Raw genomic sequence first — 24,677 nt, forward strand, 5'->3', positions numbered from 1 at the left:
ATGAAGAAACTAATTTTAGGTATAGCTATCGTAGCATCTGCTTTTGTTTTCGGACAGAAAGATGCAAATGCTTTGAATGCTCAACTTCAAGCTGCTAACAAGGCTGCTATGGATGCATATAATGCAAAAAATTATGCCGTTGCAGCTCCTAAGTTTGTAGAAGTTTACGACTTATTGAAAACTGCTGGACAAGACAATAAAATATATATGTATTATGCAGGATTGAGCCACGCGTTAGCTAATAACAGTGACGAATCTATTAAAATATATACAGACCTTGTTAATTCAGGATTCACAGGAGTAGAAACTACCTATACTGCAAAAGAGAAAAAAAGCGGACAAGTGGTGAACCTGGATAAGGCTACGTGGGAATTGATGAAGAAAAACCCTGATTATTCAGACTTCAAAACTGAGCAGTCTAAAAGTGTAGAACCAGATTTATATGAAACATTAACTTCATTACTTCTTAACGCGAAAAAAGGAAATGAAGCTCTTGTAATCATTGAAAAAGGATTAGCTAAATTCCCTAACAATGCTAAGCTTAAAGAAGCTCAGACAAATGCTTTTCTTCAATCAGGAAATACAGATAAATTCGTTAATGGTTTAAAAGAGCAGTTAGCAAAAAATCCTAACGATGCTACAAACTGGTATAACCTTGGAGTAATGCAGTCTAAAACTCCTGCTACTGTTGCAGAGGCTTTAGAATCATTCAAGAAAGCAGTAGAGCTTAAACCTGATTTTGCAGATGCTTATCAGAACTTAGTATATACTACTATCGGTGATGATGCTAAAATTGTAGCAGAAATCAATGCTTTGAGAAAAGACAAGCCGGATGATGCTTCTAAACTAATCGATGCAAGAAGAGAAAGATTCAACAAAGCTTTGCCATTTGCAGAAAGCTGGTATAAAGTAGCACCAAAAAATATCGATGCAGTTACTACATTAAAAGAAATTTATATCGTAACTAAAAACATGGATAAAGTTAAAGAAATGAAAGCTAAAGAAGCTGAGCTAAGCGCAGCAGCACCAGCAAAATAATCATTTTATAACTCAATAATAAAAAGCCGAAACATTTCTGTTTCGGCTTTTGTTTTAGAAAAAATATATTGTTTTTTACAACTTATTCCTAAAGATTTTCTTTTTAAGACTCATCATTAAAAATATCTCTTATTTCTAGAAATGAACCCTAAATTTCACCCTTAAAAATTCTCTGTAATTCCGTATCTTTGAGAAAAATTTTAACAAAATGATCGAGTGGAAAACCGTTAAGGAATACGATGATATTACCTATAAAAAATGTAATGGTGTAGCAAGAATCGCCTTCAACAGACCGGAAGTACGTAATGCTTTCAGACCTAAAACAACCTCAGAATTATATGATGCTTTTTATGACGCCTCTGAAGACCCTTCAATAGGTGTTGTTTTACTTTCAGGAGAAGGACCAAGCCCAAAAGACGGAGGCTGGGCTTTCTGTAGTGGAGGAGATCAAAAAGCCAGAGGTCACCAAGGATATGTAGGTGAAGACGGAAGACACCGTTTAAACATTTTGGAAGTACAACGTTTAATTCGTTTTATGCCAAAAGTGGTAATTGCGGTAGTTCCTGGATGGGCTGTAGGTGGCGGACACTCTCTTCATGTAGTATGTGACCTTACTTTAGCAAGTGAAGAACACGCAATTTTCAAGCAGACAGATGCCGATGTTACCAGCTTTGACGGTGGTTACGGATCTGCTTACCTGGCAAAAATGGTAGGGCAGAAAAAAGCACGTGAAATCTTCTTTTTAGGTAGAAACTATTCCGCTAAGGAAGCTTTCGAAATGGGAATGGTAAACAAAGTAGTTCCACATGCAGAATTAGAAGATACTGCGTATGAGTGGGCACAGGAAATCCTTGGGAAATCACCAATGTCTATCAGAATGTTGAAATTTGCAATGAACCTTACAGACGACGGAATGGTTGGTCAGCAGGTATTTGCAGGAGAAGCAACCCGTCTTGCTTATATGACAGAAGAAGCTCAGGAAGGAAGAAATGCATTCTTAGAAAAGAGAAAACCAAACTTCGGAGACGATAAATGGATATCATAACGTTTGCGATGAGTAATAAATAATGAGCAAGATTTTTCATTACTTATTACCCATTTCTTATTACTTATAAATTTATGACAGATTGGATAAAAGCCGCGAGGCTCAGAACTTTACCGCTTTCCTTAAGCGGAATTATTATGGGAGCTTTCATTGCAAAATGGAGACTTTACAGAGAAGGAGGAATCTGGGATTGGAAAATTTTTGCTCTGGCACTTTTGGTAACGCTTTTATATCAGATTCTATCAAATTATGCCAACGATTATGGTGATGGAGTAAAAGGAACCGATGCAAAGAGAATCAATGAAGCTGAGGCAAGAGCTGTTGCATCAGGTAAAATTACAGCAAAACAAATGAAAAATGCTGTGATTCTGTTTTCGGCATTATCTTTCATTGCTACCGTTGCTTTATTGTATGTTGCTTTCATTCCTGAATATATGAACGAGTTTTATATTTTCATCGGATTGGGAGTAGCAAGTATTTTAGCAGCAATCGGATATACAGTAGGGAAGAAGCCTTATGGATATATGGGATTGGGAGATATTTTTGTATTCATTTTCTTTGGATTGGTTTCCGTATGTGGAAGTTATTTCCTGTTTACAAAAACATTCAGTTGGGATATGTTATTGCCGGGAACTGCAGTAGGGATGATGAGTATGGCGGTTTTGAACCTGAACAATATGAGAGATATTGAAAGTGATAAACTATCAGGAAAAAACAGTTTTGCATTAAGAATCGGATTCAAAAATGCAATGATCTACGAAATGATCCTTTTACAGCTTCCATTAGTATTGATCCTTATCTTTTTAGGAGTAAATGGTTTTATACAGCAGCAAAATTACTATGTTTTTCTGGTGATGATTCTGTTGTTCCCATTATCAAAATTGAGAAGAAATATCATGTCGGTTAAAGAACCGAAAGAATTAGACCAATATTTGAAGCAGGTTGGGATTATGACGTTTGTAATGGCTATTCTTACAGCAGCCGGACTTAATTTATTTAACTAAATCTAAAATAATATATCATGAGTTCCAATATCTACGTTGAAGCGCAAATGCTTATCAGAAAACCGATTGAAGATGTTTTTGAAGCATTCATCAATCCTGAAGTAACTACTAATTTCTGGTTTACAAAATCTACCGGAAAATTAGAAGAAGGTAAAACGGTAACCTGGGAATGGGAGATGTATGGCGTGAAAAACGTAGTGAACGTTCATCAGATTATCCCGAACCAGCTGATTAAAACAGAATGGGGAGAACCTTCAGTAAACGTAGACTACGAGTTTAAAACCATGGAAAATGGAACTCTTGTTGTCATTAAGAGCTATGGGTTCACTCAAACAGGTGAAGAGCTGCTTAGAGAGGTTAATGATAATACAGGCGGTTTTACAACCGTTTTAGACGGTTGCAAGGCTTATCTTGAACATGGGATTAATCTGAGACTTATTGAAGATAAATTTCCATCAAAATAGTTAAAGTAAATAAACAACGCTTTGCGTTTTAAAAAACACAGATGGCACGAATGCTTTCACGAATATTACTAACCTTATGGTGTTATTTGTGAAATTATTTGAGTCATTTGTGTTTAATAATAATTGAAATTAAATTTACAATGAAAATACAATTCTTAGGGCAAAATTGTTTCCTGTTCACGTACAAGGACAAAACAATTTTAAGTGACCCTTTCTACAACTACAAAAAAGCGGAATCAGGTTTTGATATTACCGCGCAAAAAATCGATTACATCCTGCTGACCCATGCTCATGGAGATCATATTGCAGATGTAGCGGAAGTTTTACAGCATTATCCGGAAGCTACCGTGATTGGAGTGCCGGAAGTATGCGGATACTTTACACAGGCTAAAAATACAGACGATGTGAACTTAGGAGGATCGGCAAAAATCGATGATCTTAAAATTTCAATGGTTCCGGCTCACCACACAAGCTCTTTCCCGGATGGAAGCTATGGAGGCGTTCCTGTAGGATATATTTTCAGACTTCCTGAAGGTAAAAACGTTTATTTAGCTGGAGATACAGGAGTAATGGCAGATATGGAATTATTTCCAAGATTATACGGAAATATTGATCTTTCTATCCTTCCAATCGGAAGCCACTACACAATGTGCCCAAGAAAAGCATCTTTCGCAGCAGCAGAATTATTAAAAACTCCAAAAGTAATCGGATGTCACTTTGATACTTTCCCTGCCATTGAAATCAATCATGAAAGTGCATTAAAGCATTTCGCAGATAAAAATGTAGAACTTGTTTTACCAAAATTGGGAGAGACGTTCGAATTTTAATCAATAATAAGAAAGAGGGAAACTGAAAATTAGAAAAATGAAAATGATGCTTAAGGTATTAAAAACAAAAAAAGATAATTATCAAATTACCTCTCTTCTCACTTTAAACCAAAAAAAAATGGCAAGCTACCTAAATCACACCGCTACGACCGATTACCTTTGCTGCGTTCCCACCCTGGAGGATTCTCAGGAGCTGGTTGTTTAGGACTTGCCGTTGCAAAGGTAGGAAATATTTGTAAACTTCAAAACTTTATTAAAGGAAATTTGTCGAAAAAATGCAGTCGTAGAGCTAAACAGCTGACATTTAGGGGAATAATTTTTCAACTTTTTTCTAAAAAATTTAACATGACGAAAAGTCCATCAACACTAGGAATTATACTTTTTATCGCTACAATGATCGTTTTCTTTGTAGTGTACACTTTTTTTTCAGGAATCAATTATTTTGATATTTCACTGAAAGCCAATGCTTTTGTGCTTCCGATCTTATATGCGGGCGCCGCATTCTGGTCAGTAAAATCATATTGGAACAACCATAGAGTGGTAACTTTTAAAGAAGCATTCAAAAGAGCATTCGTTCCAATGTTCATCGGAGGAATTCTTTCGATTTTCAGTATTTATTCATTTTTAAACTTTGTAGATACAGATGCTAAAAAGCTTTTGAACTATCAATATGTTCAGAGACAGAAGTCAGAATTGGATACAGAATATACTTCGGCAAGAAAAATTTTGAAGCATCAAAAAGACATTGATGAGCTGGATCAGAAGTATAACGAAAGGATTCAGAGCTTTACTCCGGAGGCTGTAAAAGGAAAAGATATGCTTACTGCGAGTCATTTTTCAGGATATTTTGCAGCAATTCTTATATTTTACGTAGTTTTGTCGGTGTTTTTCGGAGCGTTCTTCAGAACAAGAAGTATCTATCAACCCGAAGAAACAAACGAAGCCTAATTTTTATTAAAATTAAATGAATTTATCTATAGTTATTCCGTTACTGAATGAAGAAGACTCTCTGGAAGAGCTTTTTTCAAGAATTGATAAAGTCTGCCAAACCAGCAACTTATCTTATGAAATCTGGTTTGTAGACGATGGAAGTACGGATTTGTCGTGGAGTATTATTGAGAACTTAAAAGTACAGTATCCTCAGATCCACGCTATTAAATTTTCCCGAAATTATGGGAAATCTCAGGCACTTCACGCTGCTTTTGCAAGAACAAACGGAGATGTTGTTATTACAATGGATGCCGATTTACAGGACTTCCCGGAAGAAATTCCTGAACTGTACAATATGGTAATCCATGACAATTACGATATCGTTTCCGGATGGAAAAAGAAGCGTTTTGATAATGTAATGACGAAAAATATTCCGTCAAAACTATTCAATGCAGCAGCTAGAAAAGTTTCAGGGGTTTATCTTCATGACTTCAATTGCGGTCTTAAAGCATACAAAAAGCAGGTAGTAAAATCTGTAGATGTATACGGAGATATGCACAGATATATTCCGGTGTTAGCTGCCAACGCAGGTTTCAGAAGAATTACTGAGAAAGAAGTACAGCATCAGGCAAGACCTTACGGTACATCAAAATTCGGAACAGAAAGATTTGTAAGAGGTTTCTTAGACTTGGTAACACTTTGGTTTGTAAGTCGTTTTGGAGGAAGACCAATGCATTTCTTCGGAGCGGTAGGGACCTTAATGTTTATCTTTGGTTTCCTTTCTGCACTTTGGCTGGGAATTTCAAAACTGATTGATGTAGCAAGAGGAATCTATGGTCATCTGATCACTAATAATCCTTGGTTTTATATTGCTTTAACGATGATGATCATGGGAACATTATTATTTGTAGCAGGATTCCTGGGAGAAATGATTATCAGAACAAATCGTGAACATAAGAACTATAATATTGATGAAGTAATATAATTAATCTTTTATCAATTTAAAATCAACAATAGAATCCCTTGGAAAGTAAATGCTTTTCGAGGGATTTTTTTATGAATAAAACTTAGTAAAAAAGAATAAAAGAGAAAAACAAAGTCATATCTGATAAGCAAAAAATTGAAAATTATCAGGTATTTTATTGTCAAAAGACAAAGATTTTTAGAAATTTTAATCCTATTTTTGTTAAAAGATATTATTGAAAGCCCTGAAAACTTTCAGTAATGCGGATCATAATGATCATCAATAGAATATTTGAAATTAAATATGAAAAAAGTACTATACACATTAATGTTGGTTGCAGTAGTTTCCTGTGGAAAAGTTTCTCCAAAAGGAAATATTGAAAAGAAAGATGTGGATGTTTCAGAATTTGTAAACCTGGATCTGAACGGTAAATTCCGTGTATTTTATGCCAGAGGACCAAAGAATTTTGTGGAAATAGAAACGTATCCAAACGTAGCCAATAACCTTGATGTAGATGTAAAGGATAAAACACTTTCCATCAAAGAGAAAAGAGGTACAAAAGGAGTAGACTTCTATAATATAACGATTTATTCAAAATATAATCTTGAAAAGGTAGCGGTTTCGGATTCTGTGGAAGTCAATATTTCAAGCGAAATCAAAACGGATAATTTCAGATTGAATATGAAAAATAATGCAAGTTTCATGGGATCTGTCAATACAAGAAGGGCAGAAGTGGAAATGCATAACAGAAGCCGTGCTAACTTTTTAGGATTAACGAAAGATGCAGTGATCAAAATTTCAGATACAGCAAGTTTAATTGCTCCATACTGGAAAATTACCAATCTGAATATTGATTCCAAAAACGGAAATTATGCAGAAGTAAATGTGAAAGACTCCTTAAAAGGAAATATTCAGAATACTGCAAAATTTATCTATTATAATGATCCAATAAGAGCCTTTAAAGTAGAAAAAACAACGAAGGTAGAAAACAAAAAACTGGAATAGAATGTTAGAAGATGAGAGTTGGAAGCTGGAAGTTATTCTATTTTACCAAACTTCATTTTCTCTTTTAAATTAAAGAAAGAGGCATATTAAAGCAGTACAATTTAAACTAGGAACTTTACAAACTATAAAAAAGAACAACATACAAATATGAATACATTAGAAAAAGCGAAACTTTGGTTAAGTGATACATTCGATGCAGAAACGAGAAATGCTGTACAGGCGTTAATCGACAGTAATTCTCCTGATTTAGAGGATTCTTTCTACAGAGAACTGGAATTCGGAACAGGAGGAATGCGTGGGATTATGGGAGTAGGAACGAACCGCTTAAATAAATATACTTTAGGACAGGCTACTCAGGGATTGGCTAATTATATGCTGGAGCAGTTCAAAGGAGAGGAGATCAAAGTGGCAATCGCTTATGATGTTCGTCACAATTCTAAAGAATTTGGAAAACTCGTAGCAGATGTTTTAACAGCAAACGGAATCAAAGTATTGCTTTTTAAAGATCACAGACCAACACCTGAACTTTCTTTCACAGTTCGTGATAAAAAATGTAATGGAGGAATCGTATTAACTGCTTCTCACAACCCACCGGAGTACAATGGTTACAAAGTATATTGGAACGATGGAGCACAAATTGTACCTCCAAATGATGAAGCCATCATCAAAGAAGTATATTCTGTAAAATTTGACGAAATTAAATTCAACGGAAATGATGATCTGATCGAATGGATCGGAGAAGAGCAGGATGATGTGTATATCGATGCTTGTATTGAAAACTCTACGTATCAGAACGTTGGAAAAGAAAACTTAAATATTGTTTTCACATCTATTCACGGAACTACATATACTACTATTCCAAAAGCTTTAGCAAAAGCAGGATTTAAAAAAGTAGATCTTGTAAAAGAACAAATGATCCCTAGCGGAAACTTCCCTACAGTAGAATCTCCAAACCCGGAAGAGCCTGCTGCACTGGAAATGGCAATGGATCTTGCAAAAATTACGAATGCAGACATCGTTATCGGAACAGACCCGGATGGTGACAGACTTGGAATTGCCGTAAGAAATCTTGAAGGTGAAATTCAATTATTAAACGGAAACCAAACCAATACAATCCTTACTTATTACATTCTGAATGAATGGAGAAAACAGGGAAGAATTACAGGGAAAGAATTCATTGGCTCTACGATTGTAACTTCTGATATTTTCTATGACATTGCACAGAAATTCGGTGTAGAATGCAAAGTAGGTCTTACAGGATTCAAATGGATTGGAAAAATGATCCGTGAAGCTGAAGGAACTCAGAAATTTGTGTGTGGTGGTGAAGAAAGTTTCGGTTTCATGACCGGAGATTTCGTTCGTGATAAAGATTCTTGTGGAAGTATCCTTGTTGCATGTGAAATTGCTGCATGGTGTAAAGCAAACGGAAAAACAATGTATCAGTACATGATAGAGATCTATAAAGACCTTGGAATGTATTATGAAGGATTGGTAAACGTTGTAAGAAAAGGAAAAGAAGGAGCTGAAGAAATTCAGAATATGATGAAAAACTTCCGTGAGAACCCTCCAAAAGAATTGGCAGGTTCATTAGTGGAAGAAGTAAAAGACTTTAAAGAACAGACAAGCCTTACAGTTTCTACAGGTGAGAAAAAAGTAATGAACGATATTCCTAAGTCTAACGTATTGATTTATTATACGCAGGACGGAACTAAAGTTTGTGTAAGACCTTCAGGAACAGAACCAAAAATTAAATTCTATGTTTCAGTAAAAGAAGTAATCAATTCTGAAGCAGATTTTAAAGATAAATTGAAATCATTGGAAGCAAAAATCGGAGCTGTTAAAACAGACTTAAAGTTGGATTAATCTTTGATAAAGCTTACATGATAAAAAAAATTGTAGCAGTTTGCCTACTGTCTGTAGCTGTAGTTTCCTGTAAAAAGGAAACTGCCGTTTCAGATATAAAGTCGGGAAGTGATTCAATTGCTAAAAACGATACCAGGGAAAATGAGTACAAACCTATTGATACAGCATGTACCAAAGACCATCAGCCTGCGGATTATATTGCTGCTCTTCAATGGTACCGTACTAAAATAGACAAAGAGATTGCGGAAAACAGCCCGGAACAGAACAATAAAGTGTATGAAGATTATGTGAAAATCAGAGAAAAATACACTGATTGTTTTAATGTTTCACAAAGTGAGATCTTAGACCAATATGTAGAGTATCATACCGGGGAACCAGATACTTATAATTTGCCGGATAATGTAAAGAAAATGGCTGCCGAATTGAGCAAAGTAGGACTAGAATTCCGTGTGATGGGTGAAGGGCTTACCGAAATTCATTCATTACCCGGATATTATGAATCCGTTTTTAAAAATAAGGTAACTCCAGATTATGATGCCTATATCTCGCAGATGGCAAAAGATAATAAGGAAAATTATGCCGTAAATGGAGGGCTTTTGATTACCTGGGAAGAACTGGGAGACCGATTGATTGAATGGGAGAATTTTATAAATAAATATCCTAAAAGCCCATTGATTAAAACAGCAAAAGAAAATTATCGCAATTATCTGCTGGATTATCTCTTGGGAATGGATAGCAGCCGGATTTATGACAGTGAAGAAGGAAAAATATATGATGATATAAAGGAAGAATACAACCGAATCATCAAAAAGTATCCGAATTCTCAAACCGCAAAAAAAACTAAAGAACTAATAGCCGCTTATGATTCCCATGTACCCGTGGATCAAATAGGTGAGAAAATCAATTTAAGAAGATAATATATTAGTAAATTTTAAATAAGAATAAAGTGAAAGTTTCAAAATTAGCAGCGAACCTGATCGGTTCTGAAATTGTAAAAATTGGTAACGAAGTAAATGATCTAAAAGCAAAAGGAGCAGAAATTGCCAATCTTACTATTGGTGACCTGAATTCTAATATCTATCCTATACCAGCATTGCTGAAGGAAGAAATTCAGAAAGCCTATCAGAATAATCTGACAAACTATCCACCTGCCAACGGACTTTTATCTTTAAGAAAAGAAGTTTCCAAAGATTTAAAAACAAGATGGAACCTTGATTATTCACCAAACGATATCCTGATTACTGCAGGTTCAAGACCCTTGATCTATGCAGTGTACAAAACTATTGTAGATGAAGGGGATAAAATTGTATATCCTACACCATCTTGGAATAACAACCACTATGCTTATCTTACTTCTGCTAATGCTGTAGAGGTAAAAACCAAGCCTGAAACAAACTTCCTTCCAACAGCAGACGATTTAAGACCTCATTTGGACGGAGCCGTTCTATTAGCGCTTTGTTCACCATTGAACCCAACAGGAACAATGTTTACTAGAGAGCAGCTTTCAGAAATCTGTGAATTGGTAATCGCAGAAAATAAGAAAAGAGGAGCAGACGAAAAACCGTTATACTTAATGTATGACCAAATCTATTCTAACCTTACTTTTGGTGCAGAACACGTAGATCCGGTTTCTCTTTTCCCTGAAATGAAAGAATACACCGTGTATATCGATGGTATTTCAAAATGCCTTGCTGCTACAGGAGTACGTGTAGGATGGGGATTCGGTCCTGCTCACATCATTGATAAAATGAAAGCTCTTCTTACCCACGTAGGCGCTTGGGCACCAAAACCAGAACAGGAAGCAACTGCAAAATTCTATGAGAACCCTGAAAATGTAAACGTATTCGTAGAAGACTTCAAAGGAAAACTTGAAGAAAGCTTAAAAGTACTTCACGGCGGAGTTCAGGATTTAAAAGTAAAAGGTCTTTCCGTAGATAGCATTGAGCCGATGGGAGCGCTTTATCTTACCATCAAACTTGATTATATCGGGAAAACAAAACCAGATGGAGCTGTTATTGAAAACTCTTCAGACTTAGTATTCTACTTAATCAATGAAGCGGGCGTGGCTTTAGTACCATTCTCAGCATTTGGTGAGGATAAGTCTGAACCTTGGTTCCGTGCTTCAGTAGGAGGATTAGCTGTTGATGAAATCAAAGTAATGCTTCCGAAGCTTGAAAACGCTTTAAACAATCTGAAGTAATCAACTTCATTAATTTATAAATATACCAGTGTACCAAATTCTCCAATGTTTTAAGTTGGTTAATATTGTGACACTGGTATATTGTTTTCATGATTAATTATATAAGTTAAATTCAGTTTAATATTTAAAAAAATTAAATAAATATTAAAATCAAATAAACACTTTGTAGAAAAGTCAGCGAGAGATTATCTTTGAACCCTTATAAATAAAGAATAAACAGGGCTGAAAATATAATAATGAGAAAACTGAGATTTCTGTTGCTGCCAATATCTGTATTGGTATATTCACAAGAAGCTGATACATTGAAAATAAAAGAGTTCTCAAATCAGTCTGAGTCAATTAAGGTACAAACTTATACCTTAAAAGACGGGTCCGTAAGAACTTACCCAAAGCCCAAACTTTTAGACTTTGTTACCAAACTACCACGCAACTTTATTAATAGCAATAAAGATTTCGTTGCAAAAGATCATGCTTATTACTTAGGTGGTGCTGTTGCTTCTACTTTGATTCTCTTACCTTTTGATCAAAAATTAATTGATAACTCCAGAGAACTTGGCGAAAGATGGGGAATGGATAAAGATAACAATTATACCAAAGTAGGAGGCGTATTTAAAATTCCAAAAGATATCGGATCTACCTTATATCTCATCGGAAACGGTTCTACTTTAGTATTACTTGGAATTGGTTTCGGAACTTATGGTTTAATTAAAAATGATTACAGAGCACAGGCTACTGCAAGCGGATTAATGGAAAGTTTAATTCTTTCCGGAGTTTTTACTCAAACTATCAAGAGAATTACAGGAAGAGAAAGCCCGTTCATCGCGGAAGAATACGGACATAAAGGAGGAGCATGGAATCCTTTTCCAAGTTTTTCAGCATTTGGCAAGAATACATCCAATTACGATGCAATGCCGTCTGGGCATTTAACAACCTTCGTGGCTGGGCTTACCGTTATTGCCGACAATTATCCCGATGCAGTTTGGATAAAACCAGTGGGATATACCTTAGCCGGAGCTTTATGTTTTCAAATGATGCAAAGTAAAGTCCATTGGGCTTCAGACTATCCTTTAGCTCTATTAATGGGATATTTCATTGGAAAAACAATCTCAAAAAGCAGATATACTTCCTCCGAAGGCATTATCGGAAAGACAAAATACAAATTTGATCTTATGGCATCCCGCCAATGGGAATATAATATGATAGGAGTAAAACTATCTTTTTAAATCGACTCATTTATTTTTAAAAATCTATACCCAATTTCCACTTTTTCATTGAAAATGTGGGAATTTTTCTTTTTGGAAGATTAAAAATGATAGCATTTGCCACAAGAGTTGAGAATAATACCACAATTTATGGAACAAACTAAAATAGTTTTCACTACTTTTGATCTGAATATAGACTGTTATTCCCTTATTTTACGATAAAAGAATAGCAGACTTGGAATTAAAAAGACTTAATTAATATTTTTATTAAATGAAAATAATCGCTGTCATCCCTGCGCGCTATCAGGCAAGCCGTTTTCCCGGGAAACTTATGCAGATTTTAGGAGAAAAAACAGTTATTACCACTACTTATCAGAATGTATTGGAAACCAATTTGTTTGATGAAGTTTTTGTGGCTACAGACTCTGAAATTATCTTTGATGAGATTGTAAATAACGGTGGTAAAGCCGTTATGACAGGGCAGCACGAAACAGGAAGTGACCGTATTGCAGAAGCCGTACAGAATATCGATTGTGATATCGTGATCAATGTTCAGGGGGATGAACCTTTCCTTAAACTGGAACCTTTACAACAGTTAATTGAAGTCTTTAAGAATGATGATCAACAGGAGATTTCATTAGCTTCTTTAAAAATAAAATTATCTGAAAAAGAAGAAATAGAAAACCCAAATAATGTAAAAGTAATCACGGATAATAACAGTTTTGCATTATATTTCAGCCGTTCTGCAATTCCTTTTCATAGAGAGATTTCTTATAATGTAGACTATTTTAAACATATCGGAGTATATGCATTCAGAAAAGAAGCGTTACTCCAGTTCTCAAAACTGGAAATGAAACCCCTTGAAATCTCTGAAAAAATAGAATGTATCCGTTATCTGGAGTACGGAATGAAGATCAAAATGATAGAAACCAATTTCGTGGGAGTAGGAATTGATACCCCGGCAGATCTGGAAAAAGCAAGAACATTGATTTAATTGAGATCGTGCGAATTTGCAATTTTAACCTTTTGCCTTCGGTTCGCTTTCTCTGCCTTTTTGCATTTTATCCCAAATCCCCTTATATTTGAATTTATAAATAAAATTAATGAAGAAGTTACTGTTAGTATTTGGACTGGTATTTTCACACTTAACATTTGCCCAGACCGCAAAGGAAATCATAGACAAAAACATTGAATTATCCGGAGGGTTAACGAACTGGAAGCTTTTAAACTCAGTGTTGTTACAGGGAAAAGTAGTGTTGGGAATCAAAGATGAATACCCTATAAAAATTTATCAGCAGCGTCCAAACCTTACCAAAACAATCATTACAACCGGAGGAAAAGAAACAGCCATTGAAGGTTTTGACGGAAACAAAGGGTACGCAATGAACTATGCAGCCAATAAACTTCAGGAATACCCTGAATATGTACCGGAAAGTTTTGATAACGACTTCATCGATTGGGAAAACAAAGGTTTTGAAGCCAAATACCTTGGAAAAGAAAAAGTAGGTGAAATCTACTGTCATAAAGTAGAACTTACCAAAAATGTAAATAAGAATATGTACTATTTTGATACAAAATCTTTTATGCTTTTAAAAGAAGTGAAAAAAGATGAGACAGTAATATATTCTGATTATAAGAAAGTAGGAAACCTTATTATGCCATTCAGAATAGAATCTTCAAGTTCTAAGAAAGATGGAGATTATGTAATGCTGTTCAATAAAATTGATGTTAATAAAGTTTTCCCTTCCAATATTTTTAAGTTTTAAATCAATAGCAGTCTGACTGCATAAATTTATAAGAAATGAAAAATATTTTTTTAATGCTGTTTGCATTTGTTGCTATTTTGCAAAGCTGCACCAATCAAAAAAGTGAAATTTCTAAAGCTAAAACCAAAGAACTTATGGGAAAAACAATATACGATTTCAAAGTAGAAAGCCTTGATGGTAAGGAGATCAACTTTGCAGATTTTAAAGGAAAGAAAATCCTTATTGTAAATACTGCATCAGAGTGCGGATTTACCCCTCAGTATGCAGATCTGGAGAAATTATATGAAGAATATAAAGATAAATTGGTGATCGTAGGTTTCCCAGCAAACAACTTTGGAGGACAGGAACCGGGAACCAATGCTGAAATCGGAACTTTCTGCCAGAAAAATTATGGAGTAACATTCCCGATGGCGGCAAAAGTTTCGGTAAAAGGAGATGATACTGCACCAATCTTTAAATATCTAACAGAAAAAGACCTGAATGGTGTAAAAAACTCAACCATCCTATGGAATTTCACCAAATTCCTTATCGATGAAAATGGAAAGCTTATTGATTCATATGTAAGTACTACAAAACCAACAAGTGAGTCGATTACGAAACATTTAAAGTAAATAACAGAAAATTTTATAGAAGCGGATGAATTGTCATCCGCTTTTTTTATGGTTTTAGATTAAAAAATACTGAATCAGTCCCGAAAATTGGGGATAATATTGTTTGTATTTATGGAATTTAGGTTAAAAAATTAAGCATCAATTACCTTTTCCGCAAAGCAGAAAATATTTCCCAGCTTGATACTCGAATAGCCATTGCTTTTAATTTTAGATGAATTGATCATTGCTTTTGCTAAAATATCTGTAGGTAAAGGTTTTTGACTTTCCAACAATCCAAATTTATTGGCAAACTTAATAATTCTGCTGCCTAAAACTTCACCTGTTCTTTCAGAGTCTTTCCGTTCAAGCATTCCTGGTTTGAAAATGGTAATTTTGTTGAAATGTAACTGTTTTACAGCTTCTTCCAATTCACCTTTCATTTTAGAATAGAAAATTTTGGAGGTAGGATTTGCTCCGTAGGCAGAAACCAAAACATAATCTTCCACATCATTTTCCCTTGCAGCTTTGGCAAAATCATACTGATAATCAAAATCTACCTTTTTTTGTGCTTCCTTACTTCCCGCATCCTTTAAAGTAGTTCCCAAACAGGAAAAAGCAACATCTCCTTTCACCATTTGCTTCCATTCTTCAGGTTTTTCGAAATTAACCACATGAACCTTAAGTTTTTCATTATGAATATCTACAGGTTTTCTTACAAAAATATCTACTTCCTCAAAATCTTTATCATTGAGCAATTGATTGACTAAATCTTTCCCTGTAGCGCCTGTAGCACCGATTACTAAAGCTTTCATAATAATGTAGTTTGATGTGATGATATTTCTTTCTTAAATTTACTAAATTTGATTCAAAGTTTAGCATTTTATGGGATTAAAACAACCACATAAAATCCGGGTTTCTTTTAATGATATTGAAGACGGAGAAACAGCAGAAGAAAAATTTTTTTATAATGGGGAACATTTTAATGGTTATCTTGTGTTTGATTATCATTCCGACGGAACTGTTATGTATGAAGAAGAAATCAGGGATGGTGTTGTCATGGGATGGGTGAATGAATACTATAATAACGGAAATATAAAAAGAGAGACAATCTGCATGTATAGCATACAGAATACCATTATGTTTAGAACATATGACGAAGATGGCAAAGAAACAAACTTTGGTCTGTTGATCTCATTGCAAACTTATGAACAATATCTTTCAGAATACCATCTCTTAGATTAAAGGTAACAATTGTATTACTAATTACCCATTATTTATAAACTTATGGATGCCAACGAAATATTAGAATATTGTCTTGCTAAAAAAGCAGTTACGGAAAGTTTTCCTTTTGATAACGAAACGCTTGTATTAAAAGTAGATACTAAAATGTTTCTGCTAATGAGGCTTGAAAGACAACCTTTGTCCATCAATGTAAAAACAGATCCGGAATGGAGTGCTGAGCTTCGGGAACAATATCCACAGATTACAGGAGCTTATCACATGAATAAAACCCATTGGAATTCCGTATCTGTAGATGGTTTGAAAAGAGAACTTATCTTTAAATTGATTGATCATTCTTATGATTTGGTATTTAAATCTTTAACCAAAAAAGTTCAGAATACAATCAATAATTCTTAAGGTATTGGTTTTATGTGCTGAATGTAATTAATTTAAGGTACGAATTTTGTTATCAAATATCTGTGAAATATTAAATTGATATTAATTAAAATAAGAACAAATGAGAAATCACCTTTTATTATTCATGGCAGCTGGAGCGTTGACGTTATCAAGCTGTAATAAACAGGAAAAAAAAGATCAGCCAACCACACCTGAAACTACTGAAAATGTAAAATCTGAAAACATCAAAATAGAATTTACAGGAACAGAGACTTTTACAATTAAAAATCCAAAGCTTAAAGTAAGTTTATATGGAGTGAGCGAAGGTTTACAGGATACACCTGCAACATTAATTACAGAAAAAGAAGTTGAAGGAAAAGCAATTCCTTTTACGATTGAACTTCCGGTACCTGCTGATGCAGAAAGCAAAATTACTCCTAAACCTACAAATGGCGTTAAGTATTATATCGCTACAGAATGGGATTCTGATGGAAACGGGAAAGCCAATGAAAAAGGAGATATCTTTATTGATCACGATAAGGAATTCCCTAATGTGAAAATAAATGGTGAAACACCACAGAAAATTTATGTAAAAACATTGAAATAAATAAAAAATAAACGGCTATTCAATAATGAATAGCCGTTTCTATCTTAGAAAACAAATTCTTCTGTTAGTCTTTTATCTTCATCAAGTCTTTCAATAAGCTTTTCCAGCCCTTCAAACTTGATTTCATCATGAAGAAAATCTCTGAACTTTACGGTTATTCTTTGATCGTAAATATCATCATTAAAATTAAGAATATATACTTCAACCGTCAATTTTTCTCCATTTACTGTAGGGTTTGTTCCTATACTCAGCATTCCTTTATATTGCTGTCCTTTTACTTCAACTTCTACAATATAAGCCCCTTTTTTAGGTAAAAGCTTAATAGATTCCGTATCAATATTAGCCGTTGGGTAACCAATTGTTCTTCCTATCTTCTTGCCATGAACTACCGTCCCGGAAACAGGGTAGGAGTATCCCAGCATCTCATTGGCTTCTTTAATATTCCCTGTTAAAAGTGCATTACGAACCTTTGTAGAACTGATATTGTTTTCATGAATATTAATCGCTTCCATTTGTTCTACCTCAAAATCAAGCTCTTTGGACAATTTTTGAAGAAGTTCAAAGTTTCCGCTTTTATTTTTCCCGAAAGAATGATCATATCCTATAATAAGGTATTTCACATTAAGTTTGTCAATTAAAATCTGACGTACAAATTCTTCTCCGGTTAAATTCCTGAATTCTTCATCAAATTCTTTTAGGAATAAATTATCAATACCATATTTATCAATCAATTGTTGCTTTTCTTCTATGGTATTCAGAAGCTTTAAATCCTCATTAGGATTGAAAACAAATCTTGGATGTGGCCAAAAAGTAAGCATAGCAGTTTCCAGATTGTTAGCTGCTCCTACATTAATAAGTTCATCAATAATACTTTTATGACCCAGATGTACTCCGTCAAACATACCTAAAGACAATGCTAGAGGCTTTTGAGAGGAATAATCTTTAAAATTTTTAAAAACTTTCAAAACGGAAAAATTTTGACTGCAAATATAGATATAATGTAACAATCTATCAATATAACAACGGATCAATATTTTTTACTGTTAAATACTGTTGTGAGATTGGTAAATGACAGCTTTTGCAAATTTATAAAAAGTATGATAAAAATCTTTTTTTTACCAATTGCGGGTTTATGAAGAATCACTATATTTGCACCAAGAAAAAATTTAGCAATGGCAAACCAAATTAAAGGTAAAATTTCTCAAATTATTGGTCCGGTAATCGACGTTGTCTTCACAGATGTGGAAGCAGTTCCTGCAATCTATGACGCGTTAGAAATTACAAAAGAAAACGGTGAAAAAGTAGTTTTAGAGGTAGAACAACATATTGGCGAAGATACAGTAAGATGTATTGCAATGGACGCTACTGACGGTCTTAAGAGAGGTCAAGATGTAATCGGGTACGGAAATCCTATTACTATGCCAATCGGTGAGGCTGTAAACGGAAGACTATTCAACGTAGTTGGTGATGCTATCGACGGACTTCAAGATATTTCTAAGGAAGGTGGTGTTCCAATTCACAGACCAGCTCCAAAATTTGATCAATTATCAACTTCAGCAGAAGTTTTATTTACAGGTATTAAAGTAATCGACTTAGTTGAGCCTTACGCAAAAGGAGGTAAAATTGGATTGTTCGGTGGTGCCGGTGTAGGTAAAACAGTATTGATCCAGGAGTTGATTAACAATATTGCAAAAGGACACGGAGGTCTTTCTGTATTCGCCGGAGTAGGTGAAAGAACGAGAGAAGGAAATGACCTTTTGAGAGAGATGCTTGAATCAGGAATTATCAAGTATGGTGATGATTTCATGCACTCTATGGAAAACGGAGGTTGGGATCTTTCTAAAGTAGACTTAGAAGCTATGAAAGATTCTAAAGCAGCATTCGTATTCGGACAGATGAACGAGCCGCCAGGTGCAAGAGCAAGAGTAGCACTTTCTGGTCTTACTTTAGCTGAGTACTATAGAGATGGTGGAGAAAGCGGACAAGGTAGAGACGTACTTTTCTTCGTAGATAACATCTTCCGTTTTACACAGGCTGGTTCTGAGGTATCTGCACTTCTTGGTCGTATGCCATCAGCGGTAGGTTACCAACCAACACTAGCTTCTGAAATGGGTGCGATGCAGGAAAGAATTACTTCAACTAAAAACGGTTCAATTACTTCAGTACAAGCGGTATACGTACCTGCGGATGACTTAACTGACCCGGCTCCTGCAACTACGTTTGCTCACTTAGATGCAACTACAGTACTAGACAGAAAGATTGCTTCATTAGGTATTTACCCAGCGGTAGATCCATTGGCTTCTACTTCAAGAATCCTTTCTCCAGAAGTTATCGGTCACGATCACTATAACTGTGCTCAAAGAGTAAAAGAAATTCTTCAAAGATATAAATCACTTCAGGATATCATCGCGATTCTTGGTATGGAAGAACTTTCTGAAGAAGATAAATCAGTTGTTTACCGTGCAAGAAAAGTTCAGAGATTCTTATCTCAGCCTTTCCACGTAGCAGAACAGTTTACAGGTATTCCAGGATCATTAGTAGATATCAAAGATACTATCAAAGGATTCAACATGATTATGGATGGTGAATTAGATCACTTACCAGAAGCTGCTTTCAACTTGAAAGGAACAATCGAGGAAGCTATCGAAGCAGGACAAAAAATGTTAGCTGAAAACGCTTAATAAATTAGACATAAGATTCTTAGACGTGAGATGAGAGACAATAATGTTTGTCAAAATCTTTTAATCTTTCAATCTTTTAATCTTTTAATCTAAATTAAAATGAATATAAAAATTTTAACACCAGAATACGTAGTTTTTGAAGGGGAGGTTAACTCTGTATTATTGCCTGGAAAAAATGGTGAATTTCACATCATGAAAAACCACGCAGGAATCGTTTCTTCATTAATCGGTGGTAAGGTAAAATTATTTACTAATTCAGTAGATGAAGCTTATGCTAAAAACCTTACTAAAGAAAATGATAAAGACTCTGTTTTTTCTTATTCTATCAAAAGCGGTGTTGTAGAATTTAATCATAACAAAGGAATTATCCTTTGCGAATAATTAAATGAAAAGCTAAATATATTTTCAAAAAAGTGTAACTTTGGTTACACTTTTTTTATTTCATTTTGTGTAAAAATCTGATTCTATGAAGAAAAGTATAATCATATTCTTTACAATGCTGGGAATTGCACTCTTCAATGCCCAGAATTTTAAGACCAAAAGAGGAATTATTAATTTAGACGGAATTCCGGTTGCGAAAATTTCAAATAAGTCCAATGAATATACTTTTATGGACTTAAAGGAAACACCTCTGTATACAATCAAATTTGTTGATAAAAGCGTAGTGGATTCCGTTAGGGACAGCTATATTCAGATCAATAGAGTTTATAACAGGGATAAAACCATTGAAGTAGATTATATCTCACCATCTGCTTTTTCCGGGGAAGAAAAATCAGCAGTTTATACATCCATAAAAGGATTTAAAATCATTGATAATATGGGAATCAATGTGAAAAATCTTGATGACCTATTTTTAAATGTACCTAAAAGAAAGCTTGATAATAAGACAAAAGATGCTTATACTGTCAGAAAAAAGATAGATAAGCTCAATCTTGAGGTGAATAAAGTTGGAGAAATCCTTAGTAATGGTGTTCCCGTTGGATATTTTACCAATTTACCAGTCAGTTTTGGCTCCGATGATAAAATCATGGAAAAAAGCTTTATAGATATTGAGATCTATGATGCCAAAAGTAAATATATAGGAAGATATATTACAACTACAAAACAACTGAAAACGGCTGGTGGAAAATCATTTACGCTCTATAAAGAAATGTCAGGAAGGGCATCTATTCTAAAATATCCAACCTATAAGGCAATTGCAGAAAGGATAGCAATTATGGATCCGAATTTCATTAAAATACAGGAAAAAGTATCTGTGGGACCTGTTTCACAAGATAAACCTAATTGAATCTGCTAAAAATATATTAAATAAAACCTCGAAATTACTTTTCGAGGTTTTTATTTTATCCACTTAATTTTTTATAATCAAACCTTATTTTATTCGTGCATTCGTGGCTGATCATTTTTGCAATGAATACACGAATTTTTCTTTGTTTGCTATATTAAAATATTATATAATTATTTATGCAATTTTAATTTAGATTTCATTGGAGTTATTTTATCTTAAAATTCTATCAATTTGAAAATCCCTGAGAAAAAACGGATTAATTTTATAAACTCAAAATTACTCCATTTTCCTTCAATTGTTGCATAGGTTTTGAGAACCAAAACAATTCAAAATCTTCAAAATTTTCCTCAAACTGAACTTTAAGTTGTTGAGCCGTAGGCTTTTTCTGGCTTTCTATAGAGTTTTCCTCTAATATATTCATTAGCCATTCTGCTTTATCTTGTTCCATTTCAACCTTTACAATATTGGTTTTTAAGTGGAATGTAAGAAGCGTGTATGTACCAGAATATTTCTTTTTATTTTTTATGCGATTCTCAGCGATTACGTTTTTCGTTAAAAAGACAACTTTGGAGTTTCCTTTAAATTTAAAATCTTCATCTTCCAGTAGACTGTCGTGAATATAGTCGGGATGAATTGTTGTTCTTGGAATTTTAAAATCAAACCACTCTTGAAGGGGAAGTTCAAAATTAATTCCGTGCATATAATTGAATAAAGATTTTTTTAGACCTGAACTAAATTTATCATGATTGATCCCAGTTTTGTCTGTAAAGTCAATATCATTATTAGCAAATAAAATTTCCTGCTTGATTGGAGTAACTCCAAATTCTTCCGGGTTCAACCCAACAGGTGAGTGGGCAGTCATAGCAAACTGATGCCAAAACCCACTTTGTAAAATTCCCATTTCAAATAATTGACGAATCATTTCCATAGAATCAATCGTTTCCTGAATGGTTTGTGTTGGATAGCCATACATCAGATAAGCATGGATCATAATTCCGGCTTCTGTAAAATTTCTCGTTACTTTTGCAACTTGTTCCACAGAAATTCCTTTATCAATTAATTTTAATAAACGATCACTTGCTACTTCCAATCCACCGGAAACTGCGACACAACCTGAAAGTTTTAATAAATAACATAAATCACGGGTGAAGCTTTTTTCAAAACGGATATTGGTCCACCAGGTAACCACAAGTTTTCTTCGAAGAATTTCAAGAGCAACTTCCCTCATTAAAGCAGGTGGTGCAGCTTCATCTACAAAATGAAAACCGGTTTCCCCAGTAGTTTGAATAAGTTCTTCCATTCTGTCTACCAGAATTTTGGCAGAGATAGGTTCGTAGATTTTAATGTAATCTAAAGAAATATCACAGAACGTACATTTTCCCCAATAGCATCCATGAGCCATCGTTAGTTTATTCCATCTTCCGTCACTCCATAAGCTGTGCATAGGATTGGCAATTTCAATTACTGAAATATATTGGTCCAGTTTTAAATCTGTATAGTCTGGAGTTCCTATATCTGCCTGCTTAAAATCGTGTCTTTTTGAATTGTTATTATAAACAACTTTTTGATTTTCAAGTAAAAAAGTTCTTTTGTACTGAGGTTCTTCGTTTGGTTCAGGATGAAGAATATTCTCACATAAAAGTTCAAGAGGAAGTTCGCCATCATCTAATGTTATAAAGTCAAAAAACTCAAATACTCTTTGATCTTTGATTTCTCTTAATTCTGTATTTGGAAAACCTCCACCCATTGCAATTTTAATGTTTGGGAAATTTTTCTTTATAAACTGCGCACTTCTGAAAGCAGAATATAAGTTTCCAGGAAATGGTATTGAAAAACAAACCAATTTAGGTTGTACAACCTCTAGTTTTTCACGAAGGATATTTAAGGTAAAATCATCAATAAATGTTTGCTGATCGGATAACTTTAAATATAGCTCATCAAAGGAATTCGCACTTTTTCCTAAACGTTCTGCATATCTGCTGAAACCAAAATCAGTATCAATATTTTCAACAATATAATCTGAAATGTCCTCCAGATATAAGGTCGCCAAATGTTTTGCTTTATCCTGCAAACCCATATTTCCAAAAGCAAATTCCATATCATCCAATTGGTTGAAACGGGAAGCTTCAGGAAGGAAGTTCATACTGCAGATCTGTCTTGCCAGCGTTGGAGTTTTCCCTTGTAAAAAAGGAATAACCTGATCAATGGTTTTTAAATACTCTTCTCTTAATGCATAAATTCTCTGAGAATTTTCAGAAGCATTCTGAATATCAATTTCTTTACTGAAAACCTTTTGTAGCCCACTTTTTGAAAATAATTCCAAAATAACATCTATTCCCAAATCCATCTGATAGCAGGAAATATTTTTAGTATTTAAAAATCCTTTAATATAAGCAGTTGCCGGATAAGGAGTGTTAAGTTGGGTAAAAGGCGGGGTAATAAGAAGGAGGTCTTTCAACAGAAATTTTTTGCAAAGTTATTCCAAAGTTTTTTTAGAAAAAAATTTTTTACTCTGATTATAGACAGGTCTGAATGTTGTTATCTTCACTTACTTTTTTTCTTGTATAATTTTTCCCGCGGATCTCACGGATTTCGCAGATAAAATGCAGTCAATTTATCGTGAAAGATTTAGAATGATAGAAGAGATTTTTTTAGATGCAAAATTTTTAATAAGAGATAGCTATATTTTTAAGGGGGTAAAGATGGAATCAATTTCATTTATTCTTTTTAAGCGAATGTATTATGCATATAGCTTCTTCAGCGATAAAGTCGTTCTTCTTTGCTTTCTAAATAAAGCGTTATAATCATTACTTTGTGTTCAAAATTATTTAAATACCAGATCAGTAGGGTTATTATTGATGAAATTAAGAAAAGAGCTTTCCTCAAAATAGCCATTCTCATCTAGAATTTCAGGGTTTAAAACTTCGGCTTCATTGGTTCCATCCAAAGTTATATTTTCAATCATTCTTCCTGCTTTTGCTTCTATTGTATTATGAAGGCTTATTAAGTATTTTGAATGAATACTACTTTCGGTAACAGTATAATGTCCATTCTCAGCAATAAGTGATGTTGTAATACTTCCATTAATATAAGTTTGATGATCATTACCTGATGCACCAAACAGAACTTCACAAGTCAGATTTCCTGAACAGTACAATGAACCATTAACAATAATATTTTTTGCTTCTATATTTCCAATAATAATAAGTACAAGATATTCATCAATAAAGAGATTTCCAGAGAGAGCAATATCTTTATTTATTAGGATAATTTTATATCCTTCACCATCTTCAGTTACTAAATTAAGCGAGGTTGAGTCTTCATTTTCTATAAGAATAATAACGGGAACTTCATCTTCATCCGTAGTCAAAGATGCTGCTTTTATTTTTTCTACAGTTTCCAGATCCAGCATTTTAAGAAACTCTGAAAGATCTTCTTCGTCTAAAGAATGATCAGCAAACAAAGTTCCTTCCAATGTCTCATAAACAGTAGAGTAAAAATTTTCTGATTGATTTATAAGGTGTTGATATAATTGCTCTTTAGTAATTTGTTGTATCTCTTTCATGAAAATTATACTGTTTTTTCG

At 34.1% G+C, this 24,677-nt stretch carries 25 protein-coding genes and 1 other RNA gene; 21 read left to right on the forward strand and 5 right to left on the reverse strand.

Annotated features, from left to right (window positions below):
* From BBI01_RS08595 to BBI01_RS08615, 5 genes are all read left to right on the forward strand, one after another.
* A complete protein-coding gene (locus BBI01_RS08595) occupies positions 1–1,038 on the forward strand; it encodes a tetratricopeptide repeat protein (RefSeq protein WP_065394276.1) in 1,038 nt (345 codons plus the stop codon).
* Positions 1,039–1,246: 208 nt separating this feature from the next.
* On the forward strand, positions 1,247–2,083 hold the full coding sequence (locus tag BBI01_RS08600; protein WP_065394277.1) for a 1,4-dihydroxy-2-naphthoyl-CoA synthase: 837 nt from the start codon (positions 1,247–1,249) through the stop codon (positions 2,081–2,083).
* Between the two features lie 74 nt (positions 2,084–2,157).
* Positions 2,158–3,087: a 1,4-dihydroxy-2-naphthoate octaprenyltransferase gene (gene menA, locus BBI01_RS08605; protein ID WP_065394278.1), complete on the forward strand. Its 930-nt coding sequence runs from the start codon at positions 2,158–2,160 to the stop codon at positions 3,085–3,087.
* A 17-nt stretch (positions 3,088–3,104) separates the two neighbouring features.
* On the forward strand, positions 3,105–3,551 hold the full coding sequence (locus BBI01_RS08610) for an SRPBCC family protein (protein ID WP_065394279.1): 447 nt from the start codon (positions 3,105–3,107) through the stop codon (positions 3,549–3,551).
* A gap of 140 nt (positions 3,552–3,691) precedes the next feature.
* The gene (locus tag BBI01_RS08615; protein ID WP_065394280.1) at positions 3,692–4,378 is read left to right on the forward strand and encodes a metal-dependent hydrolase; all 687 of its coding nucleotides are present in this window, start codon (positions 3,692–3,694) and stop codon (positions 4,376–4,378) included.
* A gap of 116 nt (positions 4,379–4,494) precedes the next feature.
* Here BBI01_RS08615 and ffs read toward each other — a convergent pair.
* Positions 4,495–4,592, reverse strand: an RNA gene (ffs, locus tag BBI01_RS08620) — signal recognition particle sRNA small type.
* A gap of 131 nt (positions 4,593–4,723) precedes the next feature.
* Between ffs and BBI01_RS08625 the strand changes: the two genes are divergently transcribed.
* The 10 genes from BBI01_RS08625 (at position 4,724) to BBI01_RS08670 (ending at position 14,919) form a co-directional block, all read left to right on the forward strand.
* Positions 4,724–5,326 carry a DUF4199 domain-containing protein gene (locus BBI01_RS08625; RefSeq protein ID WP_065394804.1) on the forward strand — a complete coding sequence of 201 codons (603 nt, stop codon included), beginning with the start codon at positions 4,724–4,726 and terminating at the stop codon, positions 5,324–5,326.
* A gap of 16 nt (positions 5,327–5,342) precedes the next feature.
* Complete coding sequence (locus BBI01_RS08630) at positions 5,343–6,293, forward strand: glycosyltransferase family 2 protein (protein WP_065394281.1); 951 nt, start codon at positions 5,343–5,345, stop codon at positions 6,291–6,293.
* A 282-nt stretch (positions 6,294–6,575) separates the two neighbouring features.
* Positions 6,576–7,277, forward strand: a complete 702-nt coding sequence (locus BBI01_RS08635) for a GIN domain-containing protein (protein WP_065394282.1) — start codon at positions 6,576–6,578, stop codon at positions 7,275–7,277.
* A gap of 147 nt (positions 7,278–7,424) precedes the next feature.
* Positions 7,425–9,140: a phospho-sugar mutase gene (locus BBI01_RS08640; protein ID WP_065394283.1), complete on the forward strand. Its 1,716-nt coding sequence runs from the start codon at positions 7,425–7,427 to the stop codon at positions 9,138–9,140.
* 17 nt (positions 9,141–9,157) lie between these two features.
* Complete coding sequence (locus tag BBI01_RS08645) at positions 9,158–10,057, forward strand: hypothetical protein (RefSeq protein WP_065394284.1); 900 nt, start codon at positions 9,158–9,160, stop codon at positions 10,055–10,057.
* A gap of 29 nt (positions 10,058–10,086) precedes the next feature.
* Positions 10,087–11,340: a pyridoxal phosphate-dependent aminotransferase gene (locus BBI01_RS08650; RefSeq protein ID WP_065394285.1), complete on the forward strand. Its 1,254-nt coding sequence runs from the start codon at positions 10,087–10,089 to the stop codon at positions 11,338–11,340.
* A 236-nt stretch (positions 11,341–11,576) separates the two neighbouring features.
* Positions 11,577–12,563 carry a phosphatase PAP2 family protein gene (locus BBI01_RS08655; protein WP_065394286.1) on the forward strand — a complete coding sequence of 329 codons (987 nt, stop codon included), beginning with the start codon at positions 11,577–11,579 and terminating at the stop codon, positions 12,561–12,563.
* A gap of 250 nt (positions 12,564–12,813) precedes the next feature.
* Complete coding sequence (gene kdsB, locus BBI01_RS08660) at positions 12,814–13,536, forward strand: 3-deoxy-manno-octulosonate cytidylyltransferase (protein WP_065394287.1); 723 nt, start codon at positions 12,814–12,816, stop codon at positions 13,534–13,536.
* A gap of 109 nt (positions 13,537–13,645) precedes the next feature.
* Positions 13,646–14,308: a histidine kinase gene (locus BBI01_RS08665; protein WP_065394288.1), complete on the forward strand. Its 663-nt coding sequence runs from the start codon at positions 13,646–13,648 to the stop codon at positions 14,306–14,308.
* Between the two features lie 35 nt (positions 14,309–14,343).
* Positions 14,344–14,919 (forward strand): glutathione peroxidase, encoded by a 576-nt coding sequence (locus tag BBI01_RS08670; RefSeq protein WP_065394289.1) that lies wholly within the window; start codon positions 14,344–14,346, stop codon positions 14,917–14,919.
* Between the two features lie 131 nt (positions 14,920–15,050).
* On the opposite strand, the gene BBI01_RS08675 is transcribed toward BBI01_RS08670, so the two are convergent.
* Positions 15,051–15,710 (reverse strand): NAD(P)H-binding protein, encoded by a 660-nt coding sequence (locus BBI01_RS08675; protein ID WP_065394290.1) that lies wholly within the window; start codon positions 15,708–15,710, stop codon positions 15,051–15,053.
* A 70-nt stretch (positions 15,711–15,780) separates the two neighbouring features.
* On the opposite strand from BBI01_RS08675, the gene BBI01_RS08680 reads away from it, so the two are divergent.
* From BBI01_RS08680 to BBI01_RS08690, 3 genes are all read left to right on the forward strand, one after another.
* Positions 15,781–16,140, forward strand: coding sequence for a toxin-antitoxin system YwqK family antitoxin (locus BBI01_RS08680; RefSeq protein WP_065394291.1), 360 nt, complete (start codon positions 15,781–15,783; stop codon positions 16,138–16,140).
* Positions 16,141–16,182: 42 nt separating this feature from the next.
* Positions 16,183–16,536, forward strand: coding sequence for an MmcQ/YjbR family DNA-binding protein (locus tag BBI01_RS08685; RefSeq protein ID WP_065394292.1), 354 nt, complete (start codon positions 16,183–16,185; stop codon positions 16,534–16,536).
* A 100-nt stretch (positions 16,537–16,636) separates the two neighbouring features.
* Positions 16,637–17,122: a hypothetical protein gene (locus tag BBI01_RS08690; RefSeq protein WP_123862117.1), complete on the forward strand. Its 486-nt coding sequence runs from the start codon at positions 16,637–16,639 to the stop codon at positions 17,120–17,122.
* 44 nt (positions 17,123–17,166) lie between these two features.
* Here BBI01_RS08690 and BBI01_RS08695 read toward each other — a convergent pair whose 3' ends face one another.
* The gene (locus BBI01_RS08695; RefSeq protein WP_065394294.1) at positions 17,167–18,087 is read right to left on the reverse strand and encodes a bifunctional riboflavin kinase/FAD synthetase; all 921 of its coding nucleotides are present in this window, start codon (positions 18,085–18,087) and stop codon (positions 17,167–17,169) included.
* A 207-nt stretch (positions 18,088–18,294) separates the two neighbouring features.
* Here BBI01_RS08695 and atpD point away from each other — a divergent pair, with 207 nt between their 5' ends.
* The 3 genes from atpD (at position 18,295) to BBI01_RS08710 (ending at position 21,091) form a co-directional block, all read left to right on the forward strand.
* Positions 18,295–19,803, forward strand: coding sequence for a F0F1 ATP synthase subunit beta (gene atpD / locus BBI01_RS08700; protein ID WP_065394295.1), 1,509 nt, complete (start codon positions 18,295–18,297; stop codon positions 19,801–19,803).
* A 99-nt stretch (positions 19,804–19,902) separates the two neighbouring features.
* A complete protein-coding gene (locus tag BBI01_RS08705; protein ID WP_047095802.1) occupies positions 19,903–20,184 on the forward strand; it encodes a FoF1 ATP synthase subunit delta/epsilon in 282 nt (93 codons plus the stop codon).
* Positions 20,185–20,269: 85 nt separating this feature from the next.
* Positions 20,270–21,091 (forward strand): hypothetical protein, encoded by an 822-nt coding sequence (locus tag BBI01_RS08710; protein WP_065394296.1) that lies wholly within the window; start codon positions 20,270–20,272, stop codon positions 21,089–21,091.
* Positions 21,092–21,353: 262 nt separating this feature from the next.
* Here the strand turns inward: BBI01_RS08710 and BBI01_RS08715 are convergent, their stop codons facing one another.
* Positions 21,354–23,549 (reverse strand): B12-binding domain-containing radical SAM protein, encoded by a 2,196-nt coding sequence (locus tag BBI01_RS08715; RefSeq protein WP_065394297.1) that lies wholly within the window; start codon positions 23,547–23,549, stop codon positions 21,354–21,356.
* Between the two features lie 366 nt (positions 23,550–23,915).
* Complete coding sequence (locus BBI01_RS08725) at positions 23,916–24,656, reverse strand: hypothetical protein (RefSeq protein WP_065394299.1); 741 nt, start codon at positions 24,654–24,656, stop codon at positions 23,916–23,918.
* Positions 24,657–24,677 lie beyond the last annotated feature (21 nt).

The organism is Chryseobacterium artocarpi, assembly GCF_001684975.1.
GTDB classification, from domain to species: Bacteria; Bacteroidota; Bacteroidia; order Flavobacteriales; family Weeksellaceae; genus Chryseobacterium; species Chryseobacterium artocarpi.

Coding starts and splice junctions, on each gene's coding strand:
- BBI01_RS08595 (WP_065394276.1), top strand. CDS start 1: ATGAAGAAACTAATTTTAGGTATAGCTATCGTAGCATCTGCTTTTGTT.
- BBI01_RS08600 (WP_065394277.1), top strand. CDS start 1,247: ATGATCGAGTGGAAAACCGTTAAGGAATACGATGATATTACCTATAAA.
- menA (WP_065394278.1), top strand. CDS start 2,158: ATGACAGATTGGATAAAAGCCGCGAGGCTCAGAACTTTACCGCTTTCC.
- BBI01_RS08610 (WP_065394279.1), top strand. CDS start 3,105: ATGAGTTCCAATATCTACGTTGAAGCGCAAATGCTTATCAGAAAACCG.
- BBI01_RS08615 (WP_065394280.1), top strand. CDS start 3,692: ATGAAAATACAATTCTTAGGGCAAAATTGTTTCCTGTTCACGTACAAG.
- BBI01_RS08625 (WP_065394804.1), top strand. CDS start 4,724: ATGACGAAAAGTCCATCAACACTAGGAATTATACTTTTTATCGCTACA.
- BBI01_RS08630 (WP_065394281.1), top strand. CDS start 5,343: ATGAATTTATCTATAGTTATTCCGTTACTGAATGAAGAAGACTCTCTG.
- BBI01_RS08635 (WP_065394282.1), top strand. CDS start 6,576: ATGAAAAAAGTACTATACACATTAATGTTGGTTGCAGTAGTTTCCTGT.
- BBI01_RS08640 (WP_065394283.1), top strand. CDS start 7,425: ATGAATACATTAGAAAAAGCGAAACTTTGGTTAAGTGATACATTCGAT.
- BBI01_RS08645 (WP_065394284.1), top strand. CDS start 9,158: ATGATAAAAAAAATTGTAGCAGTTTGCCTACTGTCTGTAGCTGTAGTT.
- BBI01_RS08655 (WP_065394286.1), top strand. CDS start 11,577: ATGAGAAAACTGAGATTTCTGTTGCTGCCAATATCTGTATTGGTATAT.
- kdsB (WP_065394287.1), top strand. CDS start 12,814: ATGAAAATAATCGCTGTCATCCCTGCGCGCTATCAGGCAAGCCGTTTT.
- BBI01_RS08665 (WP_065394288.1), top strand. CDS start 13,646: ATGAAGAAGTTACTGTTAGTATTTGGACTGGTATTTTCACACTTAACA.
- BBI01_RS08670 (WP_065394289.1), top strand. CDS start 14,344: ATGAAAAATATTTTTTTAATGCTGTTTGCATTTGTTGCTATTTTGCAA.
- BBI01_RS08675 (WP_065394290.1), bottom strand. CDS start 15,710: ATGAAAGCTTTAGTAATCGGTGCTACAGGCGCTACAGGGAAAGATTTA.
- BBI01_RS08680 (WP_065394291.1), top strand. CDS start 15,781: ATGGGATTAAAACAACCACATAAAATCCGGGTTTCTTTTAATGATATT.
- BBI01_RS08685 (WP_065394292.1), top strand. CDS start 16,183: ATGGATGCCAACGAAATATTAGAATATTGTCTTGCTAAAAAAGCAGTT.
- BBI01_RS08690 (WP_123862117.1), top strand. CDS start 16,637: ATGAGAAATCACCTTTTATTATTCATGGCAGCTGGAGCGTTGACGTTA.
- atpD (WP_065394295.1), top strand. CDS start 18,295: ATGGCAAACCAAATTAAAGGTAAAATTTCTCAAATTATTGGTCCGGTA.
- BBI01_RS08705 (WP_047095802.1), top strand. CDS start 19,903: ATGAATATAAAAATTTTAACACCAGAATACGTAGTTTTTGAAGGGGAG.
- BBI01_RS08710 (WP_065394296.1), top strand. CDS start 20,270: ATGAAGAAAAGTATAATCATATTCTTTACAATGCTGGGAATTGCACTC.
- BBI01_RS08725 (WP_065394299.1), bottom strand. CDS start 24,656: ATGAAAGAGATACAACAAATTACTAAAGAGCAATTATATCAACACCTT.